Below are 12,884 nucleotides of genomic sequence, written 5' to 3' on the forward strand. Positions count from 1 at the left end.
GCGTACAGGGAGGTATTCACAGCGCCCTCGCGTAGGGCTGCTCGGCACTACTGCCAGGAAGGGGGATTGAGTTGAGTGCCGTCACAAAAACACTCGCCTGGGCGAGTGTTTTTAAATCTTCTGTATATATGCAAGGAGCTAGCGCGAGGAGTGCTCTTCGAAAAGATTGGCTTTAGCATCGCGCATGACGTCTTCGCAGGCCTGCTGGTGCGCCAATTGAGTCAAGAGCTGCTGGGTGACTTCAAACCCTTTACCAAGGCAGGTATCTACCTCCTCACGGCTTACCTGAGGGGTCACATTGCAATTAACCTTAAACGTACGGCCGACACCGTCTAAACGGTCGGCTATTGCACGAAGCCGCCAGGCGACTCGCTCTTTCCAGTTAGCTGATTCTTCTGCGCTTTCGTTTACGCTAAACGTGCACTGCCATTCCGGTTTATAAACCTTCATGAGAACCTCCGCTGCATTTGGAAAGATGATTGGGGTCGTGTTTCGTACTCCGTAAGTCAAAAAAATCTTGCTCAGCCACTATACGCTTAACATGGGGCCAAAATCGAACTAAAACATAGACTATGTGTAGGACGGTTTTAAGAATTATCGGTTAGGCTTAAGTGACCGTGATATATGAGCCTTTCTATGATTTCTCTAACTGAAAAAAGTTGCCCCTGCGGTACAGGATTATCGACTGACTTATGCTGTGCCCGTTACCACAATGGCGAGCTTGCCCCTACCCCGGAAGCACTAATGCGCTCGCGCTATAGCGCCTTTGCGCTCAATTTGTGTGATTACCTGCTAGCGACTTGGCATGTGAGTACACGACCCGTTGATCTTTCGCCTGACCCTTACACGCAGTGGAAAGGTTTATCAATTATTAAAAAAGTACCTGATTTTAAAGAGGGTCCTTCTCAGGCCGATGTTGGCTATATTCAATTTTTCGCTTATTTCAAAGAGCGCGCCCGCTGGCATAGGCTGGAGGAGAACTCTCGCTTTGTGTTTGAGCAGAGCCGCTGGTGGTACATGGATGGTACTCCGAAAGTGATGCGGCTCAAGCCGCGCCGTAATGATTCCTGCTTTTGTGGTAGCGGTCGGAAATTAAAGCTATGTTGCAAAGAGTAGCTATGCGTTAACTAAAAAAAAATAAGGGGATGGGAGCATGGCGTATAGTTGTAGGGTAGGTGTGCGTTATTGCTTTAAAATAGGCGTTTTAAGCAGTTTTCTACTGACGATGGCGTTGGCTGTTGCCGACGATCACTTCCCGCAACGCGAAATTACGGTAGTCATTCCCTTTGGGGTGGGCGGGGCAACCGATGTGCTGTTTCGAGATGTTTTTGAAACGGCACAGACCTATCTAGGCCAGCCTGTTCTTGTGGTTAATATGCCTGGCCGGGGCGCTATGCGGGGCTCGCAGTATGTTAGAAATGCTGCGCCCGATGGTTATACCCTGCTCGGCAGTCATCAAACAATCGACCTTGCTTACCTGGCGGGGCTAGCCTCATTTTCCCATGCTGATTTTGCGCCCGTGTCACTGCTTGTGCGCACGGTCAATATTCCCGCTACGTATGCAGGGCATGCGGCCCAACAGGCCAGCGATATTGAAGCGTTAATTGATGCGTCGTCAAAACCTCTCATGTTTGGAGTAATTTCTAACTCCACTGACCATCTATTCTGGCTGCAGTTTTTTGAACAAAGCGGTATCTCGCTTTCAGACGTACAGCTGGTTCGTTTTCCTGATACGGCGTCTCAGGTGGAAGCCTTACTAGCTCAGGAAATTGATTTTGCCATGCTTAATCTACCCGCGGCGGGCTTTCTTTTTGCCTCGGGTATCTTGGTTCCTCTGGCGGTGGCAGGGAGTGAACGACTGCCTGGGCTACCTGACGTTTCAACGCTTCGTGAGCAGGGTATTGATCTGGTTCACACCACTGATCGAGGCATTTTTGCACCGGCAGGCACGCCGCCTCAAACCCTTGCCATTTTGGCAGATGCGTTAGCGCATGCACTCGCCAGCGTGCCATTGCGCTACCGAATTACGCATGAGTATGGCTCATTAATTGATTACCGGGCGCCTGATACTTATGGCGGGTATTTAAATGAGCAATTTCATAAGCTGGTACCGCTAACAGAGCGAGTACACTTCGAGCAGTAAGCACTGTAAACATTAATGCCTGAAGAGGCGCAGAGACATGCCGATTAATACGCGCCATTTAGCGCTGGAAACCCTGCTGCTGATGATATCGGCAACCTTGATTTGCATGGGGACGGTAGGGGTAGTGGTGGGCATCAGCGTACCTACACGGCCATTTTTTGCCACGCTAGTGCCCGATGGAGCATTGGTCACGCTGTTGGTCGGTATTGCGCTACTGGCGTCGTTACAAGGCTGGACGAAAGCCCGGATTATCAGCGCGTTCGCGCTGCTATTAATGATCATCTACACCTTGATCCATAATCGTCTGGAAGGAGGCGGGGGCGACTCATGGCTAAGTAATGGGCCGCGTATTACCAGCTTGTCAGCGACATTTCTTTTGCTGGTCGCGGTGTGCTTTTTGGTGGGGCTTGCTACTTCCTGGCGACGCTGGCTGTGGGTGGCCGGTGGGCTTAGCCTATGGGGGCTTGGTCTTTTTGTAGTGGGAAAAATATGGCTTGGGCTAAACGATGCGACCCCGCTGTTTGCATCTTCGCCCATGACAGCGCTCGTGTTTACCTGCTTTTTAGGTACCGCCATGCTGGCCGCCGGTTTGCGCGGCAAGGCGCAACGTTTAAACCCGGGGCGGGTGACCGTCGCGGCTTCGCTCTGGGGCGTTACAATAAGCTGTTTTATTTGGCTGTTGATGAATAGCTATCAACAAGCCTCGCTACAACAGCAGGCCGCCTATCTATTGGATAACGTGCAGCTAAATATCGAGAGGGCTACCCATGATCGTTTGCGCCTGATGCAGCGCATGGGCGAACGCTTAAATGCCATGGGGCCATACTGGGATTTAGACCTGCTGGAAAATGATGCGCAAAATTATCTGCGTGATACGCCGAGTATTAGCGCCATTGCGCTGGTGGATCAGCAAGCGCTGACCTGGAGCTGGGGAGTAGGCCGAACCGCTGAAATGGAGCGATGGTTGCGCCAGCAGCTGGAGGAGGAATATACGCGTGCCTGGATGCAAATTCCCCTAGAGCGCCCGCGGCTGCTAATGGCGAATACCCGTCGGCCCCATGAGGCCATATTTGTTATCCCCGTTGCCGCCAACGGCCACTATCTGTTTGCCAGTTTTGATCTGGCGACCCTTCTGGAAAACGAGCTGCGCTTGGAAGTGGGGCCTTTCCAGATCAGGGTGAACCGTGATGCTACAACGCTTATAAAATTGCACCCCGCTGGCTTCTCAGCTGACCGTATGGAAACGCCTGAACTTGCCCTGGCATCACGCTATATTGGCTTGCCCGGTGGCATTAACATGGAGCTTTATGCTTATCCTGGCAGCCAGTTCAACTGGCATCAGCTAAACCTTTTGTCGTTTGCGGTGGCGCTAGGGAGCCTGCTGCTTAGTGGTTTATTGGCGTTCAGCCTTGGCGTTGTTAGCGTTAGCGTTTCGCGGGCTCGCGAGCTTGCCCAGACGCGTCAGTCGCTGGAAGACCAGCAGTCAATTCAGCGCATGATCGCCAAGGAGCAGCCGCTAAAGGAAACGCTGGAAAGCCTGTGCCGCATGCTGGAGCGTGAGCTACCCCAGGCGATGTGTTCGGTCATGCTAGTGAACGAGGCGGGCACCCATCTGGAATTTGCCGCCGGTGGTCGGCTGCCTGCGTCTTATCGGAGCGCGATACAGCGCATCTTGATCAGCGCCAATAACGGTGCCTGTGGTAGCGCGGCTTACCAAGGAACCACCGTAATATGCGCCAATATTGCCGAGGACGAGCGCTGGCGTGGCTATCATGGCGTGGCCAAAGAAGCGGGTCTGGCTTCCTGTTGGTCGAGCCCCGTATATGGCGGAGATGGCCAATTAGCGGGCACTTTTGGGGTTTACTATCCGCAGCCCAGTACGCCAAGCGGGGCCGACACGGCGCAAATTGAGAAGGCCGCCGGCCTGATGGCGTTAGCCGTCGAGCGTTTTCAGGTGCGGCGTTCGCTGGAGGAGAGCGAGCAGCGTTACCGCTCCTTGTTTACCCATCACCCCGATGCAGTCTTTACGCTGGATGCGAACGGCTGTTTTGTTACGGCCAACGCTACCTGCGCGTCACTGACCGGCTATTCGGTTGAAGAAATACTGGGTAAGCCGTTCACCTTTTTTATTGCCGAACAGGAAGTGACGCGCGTAGAAGCCTATATCGAAACGGCTATGCAAGGTGGGATTAACCGCTATGAGCTGACGCTCAAGGACCGCGCGGGTCATCTCCATTTGCTGGATATTATTCACCTGCCCATGATGGTGAATAATACCGTTAAAGGCGTGCATGCGATTGCCCAGGAAGTGACCGCCGCGCGTGAAAAGGAGTCTCGGTTACGCACCCTGGAACGCAGCGTGGAGGCGAGCGTCAACGGCATTTTAATTGCCGATGCCGAACAGCCTGATTTCCCCATTATCTATGCCAACCAAGCATTTACCGTTATGACGGGATACAGCCAGGAAGAGATCATCGGCAAGAACTGCCGGTTCCTTCAGGGAGCGGGAAGCGAGCCTGAGGTTATTCAGCATATTCGTAGCTGTATCGAAGAGCACCGCGAAGTCAACGTGACGATATGCAACTACCGTAAGGATGGCACGCCGTTCTGGAACGATTTATACATCGCACCGGTACGTGACCAAGATGGGCGCGTTACACACTTTGTCGGCGTGCAGCATGATATTTCCAAGCATAAGGCTTATGAAGCGCGGCTGGCCTATCACGCTTCCCACGATGACCTGACCCGTCTGCCTAACCGCACGCTTTTTGAAGAAACATTGTTTAAGCAGTTTTCTCTCCTTCGCCAACATAAAAAGCGGCTGGCCGTACTGTTTGTCGATTTAGATGACTTCAAACCGATCAACGATAACCTGGGACACGCGGTTGGCGATCAAGTCCTGGTTGAGGTTGCCCGAAGACTCTCCAGCGCAGTAGGGCCTGATGATACCGTTGCCCGAATGGGCGGCGATGAGTTCGTTATTTTACAGACATCGATTAATTATGAATCTGAAGTCGTCGATCTGGTTGAGCGGTTACTGCCGATGCTGGCACGCCCTTACCGTATTGAGCCCCATGAGCTTTATCTGACCGCGAGTATCGGCATTGCTATTAGCCAGGAGGACACGCTTCAGCCGCAAACGCTGATTCAGCAGGCTGATATGGCCATGTATAAGGCCAAACAGCAAGGGCGTAACGCTTACGAATGGTATATCCACGCGTTTACCGACACGGTCAGTGAACGCATGGTGTTGCGCAACGATCTCCAAGAAGCCATTGAGCGCGAGGAGTTCTCGCTGCACTACCAGCCGCTGATGGATCGGGAAAATAAACTAGTGGGCGTTGAGGCGCTGTTGCGCTGGGAGCATCCTGAAAAAGGCTTTATTTCGCCGGCCCGGTTTATTCCTTTGGCTGAAACGACGGGCCAGATTATTCCGATTAGCGAATGGGTACTCCAGCGCGCCTGCTTGGATATGCACTCACTGGCTAAGCAGGGGCTGGGTGAAATACGCGCCGCAGTTAATCTGTCGCCGTTACAGTTTCAGCGTTCAAGCTTTCTTGCCACGCTACGTCAAACCCTCTTAACCACCGGTCTGCCTGCCGAGCAGTTAAGCCTGGAGCTGACGGAAGGCATTTTAATGGATAACACGGAAGGCGCGATTGACACGCTGCATGCGCTGCGCAGTATGCACATTGAGGTCTCTATTGATGACTTTGGAACAGGCTATTCAAGCCTTAGTTACCTCAAGGATTTGCCCATTAGCACGGTGAAAATCGACCGCAGCTTTATTCATGAGCTTACTAACAGCGAAGATGATTCGGCGATTGTGCAAGGAATTATCTCTATGGCGCATCACCTGGGGCTTAAAGTGGTGGCTGAAGGGGTGGAAACTGAAGAGCAGTACCAGCGTCTTTTGAGCTATCAGTGCGATATATTCCAGGGCTACATATTGGCCAGGCCGATGCCCATAGAAGCGCTTAAAGCGTTCGTTATCAATCTATCCCGCTAAGGAGTAGGGATGTCGTTATCCTCATCAAGCCCTTGGTATGTCTATTTGTTGGAGTGCCAGCGGGGAACTTATGTGGGCATCACCAATAATATTGCCAAACGCTACCGGGCCCACTGCACGGGTAAAGGGGCGCGTTATACTCGCGCTAACCCACCAACGGCACTGCTTGGCGCCCAGCCGTTTGAAGATAGGGCTGCGGCAAGCCGGGCAGAGTATCAGTTGAAGCAGCAAACCCCTGTTCAAAAACGCCGCTGGGCAATGTGTTGGCCGCATGCAATAGAAGTGGATTAACATATACGCTAAATAGCGGCGCTAAAGCGAGTCCTGCCCGCTTTAGACGCTTAGCCGCCACTGATTCAGGAGCCAGCATGCTGACGTTTTTTTCTGAGGATAGCCGCTTACGCCAGGCGCGTACGGAGCTTCATGATGGGGCGCTCGTCAGACCTTTCGAGTGTCCTGAGCGTATTGATCTGGTGCTTAAGCATATTCGTCAGGCTGGCTTTGAAGTGCGTAACCCCGATGCCTATGGCCTTGAGCCGGTACGCGCCGTTCACGATGCGGGCTACGTACGCTTTCTGGAAACCTGCTGGCAAGCGTGGCAGGTTGCCGGTCATCAGGGGGAAGCGATACCCAACATCTGGCCTGCCCGGTCTATGCGCGGAGACCACATTCCCCGCTCGATTAGCGGACAGCTGGGCTATTATGCCCTGGCGGCGGAAACCTCGATTTCTGAAGGTACTTTTGATGCTGCCATGGGAAGCAAGGATGCCGCATTAGGCGCCATATCGCATACGCTTGAAACCCAGGAGCCCAGTTTTGCGCTGTGTCGGCCGCCAGGGCATCACGCCGCGTTTGATCAGTTTGGCGGTTACTGCTTTTTTAATAATGCGGCCGTAGCGGCCCAGCATGCACTTAATGCTGGCAAGCGCCGCGTGGCAGTGCTGGATGTGGATTTTCATCACGGTAACGGTACGCAGCAAATTTTCTACTCACGCAACGACGTGCTGTTTGCCTCACTGCACGGCGACCCTGACGTAACCTTTCCCTACTACCTGGGCTACGCCGACGAAACCGGTATGGGCGAAGGGGAGGGGTTCAACCTCAACTACCCCATGGCGCCGGGCACTAGCGTCGCCGAGTGGATGCAGCGTTTGGAGCAGGCGCTAGCGGCCATTAAAACGCATGAGTGTGAGCTTTTAATCGTCTCGCTAGGCGTGGATATTTTTGAAGGTGACCCGATCAGCGCGTTCACTTTCAAGAGCGAAGACTTTATTGCTCTGGGGCAACGCTTGGCAGCAGCCGGCCTGCCCACTACCCTTTTGATGGAAGGGGGCTATGCGGTAGAAGAAATAGGTGTCAACGTAGTCAATGTATTACAAGGTTTTGAGCGGGAAAACTCGCAGGATAGATGACAGCCGGCCGTTATTCGGGCAGGCTAATGCCCCATTAACGGGCAGGGAGCGCAGGCGTGGCAGTTTACGGCGGTATTCAGGCACATGAATTGGAGCGTTGGCTTTACGCCTTGACCAACGCGGCCTACGACCGGCGCTGCCCGCTTTCCAAGGTGCACGGCGGCAATGCGCGTGCGCGCACCGCTCGCCAGGACCTGCTTTACCTGGCCCACGGCTTTCGCGGTGGCGAGCAAAGCCGGGAAGTGGTGGCCGATGGCCTGGGCCGCTGGTGCCAGCGCTACCTGACCGAGGCCGAATGGTACGTGTTGGTGGGTGGTGGGCCGAAAGCCATCGCCAGAAGCCGCACGACTACATCGTCGGAACCGGTAGACGCTTCGCAAAAGCAGGCGGATCAAGCACTTGAAGTATTGAAGCAGCACCGCGTGGGCTAGCCACCGCTGGAAAGCTGGTGGCGTGTGGTTATACGCTGATACAATGGATGGATGAACAGTGCTCCTGCCGTTGTTACCGCCTCGCTCGATGATCCCTTCTACTACCTGACCAATTTTCGCTTCGTGTTGGCCTGGGTGGGCGAACGCCATGCTGATCTGCTGGCGCCGGATGAACTTACCTTTCTGAACCGCTTTGCGACACTACCTCGTGCCTCGCAGGCGTTGCTTGTGCGCATGGTGATGCGCAAGGGCGAGCTATTTCGAGTATCCAAGCTCAACTACGCCGAAATAGGCGATACCACTACGGCACTTGCCCCACTGGTAGCGCTTGGCTGGGTAACTGACGCTCCGGCGCTCAGTGGGGAAGAGCTATTCACGCAGTTACGCCTTGCCGAGTTGCGTCAGGCGCTGGCCGGGCCTATTCGCGCCGCCGGGCTTGGCGCCTCAGCGGGCAAGGCAGTGATCAAGACTTCCTTGAGTGGCCAACTTGCCGAGGTGAAGCCGCTTGCCACGTGGTGGCCAGCGGCACCGGACGTGATCGTGCGTCTTGAGATCATGGCGGTGTGCGACCGACTGCGGCTGATGTTCTTTGGCAACCTGCGCCAGGACTGGGCCGAGTTCGTACTCACTGAGCTGGGTCTGCAACGGTTTGAAAACGTACCGTTCACGCCCACCTCGCGTGCTTTTCAGCAGCGTGAAGAAGTGGATGCCTATTTGGCGCTACACCGCCTGCGCCAGCGTTTGGATGAGGGCGAACCCGTTGAGCACTTGAGCCTTGAGCTGCCGCCCAAACCCGATAACGCCTGGCTTGCTACCCGCCGTGCCCGTTTGCTGCTGCAACTGGGGCGTGAAGCGGAGCGCAGCGGCCAAGCCGAGCAGGCCGTTTTACTGTATGCCCAAGCCGAGAGTAGCGAAGCGCGTATCCGCCAACTGCGCGTATTAGAGCGCCTGGGCAGGTATCAGGAAGCGTTTGACTTGGCGATGAACGCGCAAAGCCTGACACCTAATGAAACCGAAGCCCAGGCGCTCGCCCGGTTACTGCCTCGGCTGCGCAAGAAGCTGAAAATTGACGCGCAGCCGCCCGTGCGCGAGCCAGCCTATACGCGCTGGGAGCTAATGCTTCCCGGCCCTCAGTCGGTGGAGCGTGCTGTCGCCCAGCATGTCAGCTCACCTGACGCGCCGGTTTATTACGCGGAAAATGCCTTAATCACCGGGCTGTTTGGCCTGCTCTGCTGGCCTGCCATCTTTGCTCCGCTACCGGGGGCGTTTTTTCATCCGTTTCATAGCGGCCCTGCCGATCTACATCGTGAAGATTTCGTCGCCCGGCGGCGTGGGCTATTCGATGAGTGCCTGGCCCGGTTGGAGGATGGTAGCTACCGGCGGGAAATTCATACAACCTGGCAGGAGAAGCACGGCCTGGCGTCACCCTTTGTGCACTGGCCGTTGCTGGATGAAACGCTTTTAGCGCTGGCGCTTGAGTGCCTGCCCGCTACTCATTTAAAAGTCTGTTTTGAGCGGTTCTTACAGGACATAAAGGCTAACCGAGCAGGGCTGCCTGACTTGATCCAGTTTCTGCCCAACGCGCCACCCAACGAACCCCGCTATCGGCTTATCGAGGTAAAAGGCCCCGGTGACCGGCTTCAGGATAACCAGCGCCGCTGGCTGGCGTTTTTTCATCAGCAGCATATTCCAGTCGCAGTGTGCTACGTGCAGTGGCTGGCTGACTCGCCAGGTACCCCATGAGCAGCGTGGCGGAGTACCGGGTTGCCGTTCGCACACTGTGTGATTTTACTGCTCGCGAGGGTGATCTGGATCACCGCTTTACCCCGTCACCCAGCGCCCAGGAAGGTATTGCCGGGCATAACCTGGTCGCTAGCCGACGAGGCGATGACTACCTTGCCGAAATGCCGCTTTCCGGTACCTACAAAAGCCTCACCGTGACCGGGCGCGCCGATGGGTACGCGCCTGCCGAAAACCGCCTGGAAGAGGTCAAGACCTATCGCGGCAACCTTGAGCGCATGGCCGATAACCAGCGCGCGTTGCACTGGGCGCAGGTGAAAATCTACGGCGCTCTGCTATGCAAAGCGCGCGCGCTTGAGGAAATCACGCTCACGCTGGTGTATCTGGATATCGCCACCCAAAAAGAGACCTTGCTGAGTCAAAAAGCGCGGGCAGCCGAGCTTGAGACGTTCTTTACCACCCAGTGCGAGCGCTTTATTGCCTGGGCCGAACAGGAAGCAGCGCATCGTGAAGCCCGCGATGCGGCGTTAAACGACCTGCAATTTCCCCATACCACGTTTCGCCCCGGCCAGCGCGAGTTGGCCGAAGATGTTTACAAAGCCGCCAGCACCGGTCGCTGCCTGCTGGCTCAGGCGCCTACCGGAATCGGCAAGACGCTGGGCACGCTGTTTCCCATGCTCACCGCCATGCCCCGCCAGCGCCTTGACCGCATCGCCTTTCTGACCATGAAAACCCCGGGGCGGCGTTTGGCGCTGGATGCCCTGGCACAGTTGCGCCCTCAGGCCGAAGCGGATGACAACCCATGCGGCAAGGCGCTCCGCGTACTTGAACTGATCGCACGGGAGAAAGCCTGCGAGTACCCGGGAACCGCCTGCCACGGCGAGGCCTGCCCACTGGCCGCGGGCTTTTATGACCGGCTACCCGCTGCGCGCCAGGCCGCCGTGGCTGAAAACTGGTGGGACCGCGACGCGCTGCGTAAGGTGGCGCTTGCCCACAGCGTCTGCCCGTATTACCTGGGCCAGGAATTGGCGCGCTGGGCGGATGTCATCGTGGGCGACGTTAACCACTGGTTTGATCGCCATGCGCTGCTGCATGGCCTGGCCCAGGCCGATGATTGGCGGGTGGGGCTTCTAGTGGATGAAGCGCATAACCTGGTGGAGCGGGCACGCGGCATGTACAGCGCCGAGCTTGATCAGCAGCGCTTCAACCGCGTAAAACGCAGCGCCCCGAAAGCCCTTGGCCGCTCACTGGCAAGCCTTGGCCGGCAGTGGCAGGCGGTGTTGAAAGACGTTGCTGACAGTAAGCCGGATGATACGGGACGGGCAGACTATCACCTGCTTGAGACGCTGCCCGATAAGCTGGTGGGCGCCCTTCAGAACGCTGCCGCCTCGATCACCAATCACTTGGGCGAGCATCCCGAAGATGCCTCTTTTGAACTCCAGGAGCTACTGTTCGAGGCGTTAGCGTTTTGCCGCCTGGCGGAGAATTTCGGCGATCACTCGCTGTGTGATCTCACCTTAAAAGGCCGAGGGAAGGCGCTAATCGGCCTGCGTAATCTGATACCGGCGGACTTTTTAGCGCCGCGCTTCAAGGCCGCGCATAGCGCCGTGCTGTTCTCCGCCACCCTAACGCCTGCCCATTATTACCGTGACCTGCTCGGCCTGCCGATAAACACGGTATGGCGCGAAGTATGTTCGCCCTTTGTGGCCCGGCAGCTTGAAGTGCGCATTCGCCGGGATATTTCGACCCGCTTTCGCGACCGGGAGGCGTCGCTTGCACCGATGGTAGCTGAAATGGCCCAGCAATATGAGCAGGCGCCGGGCCATTATTTGGCGTTTTTCAGTAGCTTTACCTACCTCGAAGCCGCGCTTAAGCGGTTCTGCCAACAGCACCCTGACGTCCCCGTGTTTGCCCAAACGCCGGGCATGCGCGAGGCCGAGCGCGAAGCATTCTTGCAGCGTTTTACGCCGGGCGGCCGTGGCATCGGCTTTGCGGTATTGGGTGGCGCTTTTGCTGAAGGGGTGGACCTGCCCGGCGACCGGCTGATTGGAGCGTTTATCGCAACGCTGGGCTTGCCGCCGTTTAATGCTTTCAACGAAGCGCTTAAAGCGCGGCTGACGGCACGGTTTGGCAAAGGCGACGACTACACCTACCGTATTCCGGGAATAATCAAGGTGGTACAGGCCGCCGGGCGGGTAATCCGCAGCCCCTCTGATGAGGGGGTTGTGGTATTAATGGATGATCGTTTTGCCCACACCAGCGTTCAGGCGCTGTTACCCAGTTGGTGGGCGATAGGCGGGCAATACAGTTTTTTATAACTAGCTTTATAACCAGCTTGATAACCAGGGAAGCAAGTGAATGGCGGATTTGTTGTGGTACCAGTATGCGTTGATCGGTCTGATCTTTGCCTGGAGCGGTTTTGTCAGAACCAGCCTGGGGTTTGGCGGCGCGGTGCTGGCGTTGCCGTTTCTATTACTGGTTGTTAATGACCCGCTGCTTTTCCTGCCGATTATCGCCGTTCACCTACTGATCTTCTCCAGCTGGATCGCCTGGCAGGGAAACCGCCAATTAAAGCGAGAGAACGGCAACGCTTCTGTTGAAAGCAATATTGATTGGGGCTATTTACGCAAAGCTCTGAAAGTCATGATCATCCCCAAGCTGATTGGCGTGGTGGGGCTGTTAACGCTGCCTGCCAATATCATGACCGGCATCATTTTCGGCATCGTGCTGGTCTACGCTATCGGCTATGTGCTCAATAAGCCTTTCAAGAGCAACAACAAGTATGTCGACTATGTGCTGCTGGCGCTGGGTGGTTATGTCAGCGGTACGTCCCTGATCGGCGCTCCGCTGATCGTGGCCGTGTTTGCCTCGCATGTCGTCAAGGAACAGCTGCGCGATACCATGTTCGTGCTGTGGTTTATTCTGGTCGTGATCAAGATGATCTCGTTTCTGTTTGCCGGCGTGGATCTACAGTTGATTCACCAGCTGTGGCTATTGCCCTGTGCGCTTGCCGGTCATCTGCTGGGCGAGCGGGCACACCGCTATATCGTCAAAGCCGATACGGCGGTATTTTTCCGGGTGCTGGGCGCGGTGCTGATCTTTGTCAGCATTATTGGGCTGGTATTTTCGCCGTCCTGATGAGTAGGTCA

General features: G+C 55.8%; 10 protein-coding genes. 9 read left to right on the forward strand and 1 reads right to left on the reverse strand.

Features of this window, described 5'->3' with window-relative positions; genetic code table 11:
* Positions 1 to 138 precede the first annotated feature (138 nt).
* Complete coding sequence (locus ACT3R7_RS17490) at positions 139 to 450, reverse strand: hypothetical protein (protein WP_496199312.1); 312 nt, start codon at positions 448 to 450, stop codon at positions 139 to 141.
* Between the two features lie 186 nt (positions 451 to 636).
* On the opposite strand from ACT3R7_RS17490, the gene ACT3R7_RS17495 reads away from it, so the two are divergent.
* From ACT3R7_RS17495 to ACT3R7_RS17535, 9 genes are all read left to right on the forward strand, one after another.
* Positions 637 to 1,116 (forward strand): YchJ family protein, encoded by a 480-nt coding sequence (locus tag ACT3R7_RS17495; protein ID WP_192536536.1) that lies wholly within the window; start codon positions 637 to 639, stop codon positions 1,114 to 1,116.
* Positions 1,117 to 1,153: 37 nt separating this feature from the next.
* The gene (locus tag ACT3R7_RS17500) at positions 1,154 to 2,143 is read left to right on the forward strand and encodes a Bug family tripartite tricarboxylate transporter substrate binding protein (RefSeq protein ID WP_193092151.1); all 990 of its coding nucleotides are present in this window, start codon (positions 1,154 to 1,156) and stop codon (positions 2,141 to 2,143) included.
* Positions 2,144 to 2,180: 37 nt separating this feature from the next.
* Positions 2,181 to 6,152: a sensor domain-containing phosphodiesterase gene (locus ACT3R7_RS17505; RefSeq protein WP_496199313.1), complete on the forward strand. Its 3,972-nt coding sequence runs from the start codon at positions 2,181 to 2,183 to the stop codon at positions 6,150 to 6,152.
* Positions 6,153 to 6,161: 9 nt separating this feature from the next.
* Complete coding sequence (locus ACT3R7_RS17510; RefSeq protein WP_192536539.1) at positions 6,162 to 6,443, forward strand: GIY-YIG nuclease family protein; 282 nt, start codon at positions 6,162 to 6,164, stop codon at positions 6,441 to 6,443.
* Between the two features lie 77 nt (positions 6,444 to 6,520).
* Positions 6,521 to 7,564: a histone deacetylase family protein gene (locus ACT3R7_RS17515; RefSeq protein ID WP_441675475.1), complete on the forward strand. Its 1,044-nt coding sequence runs from the start codon at positions 6,521 to 6,523 to the stop codon at positions 7,562 to 7,564.
* A 56-nt stretch (positions 7,565 to 7,620) separates the two neighbouring features.
* On the forward strand, positions 7,621 to 7,995 hold the full coding sequence (locus tag ACT3R7_RS17520) for a hypothetical protein (protein ID WP_496199314.1): 375 nt from the start codon (positions 7,621 to 7,623) through the stop codon (positions 7,993 to 7,995).
* A 51-nt stretch (positions 7,996 to 8,046) separates the two neighbouring features.
* Complete coding sequence (locus ACT3R7_RS17525) at positions 8,047 to 9,738, forward strand: VRR-NUC domain-containing protein (RefSeq protein ID WP_496199315.1); 1,692 nt, start codon at positions 8,047 to 8,049, stop codon at positions 9,736 to 9,738.
* Positions 9,735 to 12,053, forward strand: coding sequence for an ATP-dependent DNA helicase (locus ACT3R7_RS17530; protein ID WP_496199316.1), 2,319 nt, complete (start codon positions 9,735 to 9,737; stop codon positions 12,051 to 12,053). Before ACT3R7_RS17525 ends, ACT3R7_RS17530 begins: the two co-directional genes overlap by 4 nt.
* Before the next feature lie 40 nt (positions 12,054 to 12,093).
* Positions 12,094 to 12,873, forward strand: coding sequence for a sulfite exporter TauE/SafE family protein (locus ACT3R7_RS17535; protein ID WP_018917656.1), 780 nt, complete (start codon positions 12,094 to 12,096; stop codon positions 12,871 to 12,873).
* Positions 12,874 to 12,884 lie beyond the last annotated feature (11 nt).

The organism is Halomonas sp. AOP43-A1-21 (assembly GCF_052376775.1).
Classification (GTDB): domain Bacteria; phylum Pseudomonadota; class Gammaproteobacteria; order Pseudomonadales; family Halomonadaceae; genus Vreelandella; species Vreelandella colorata.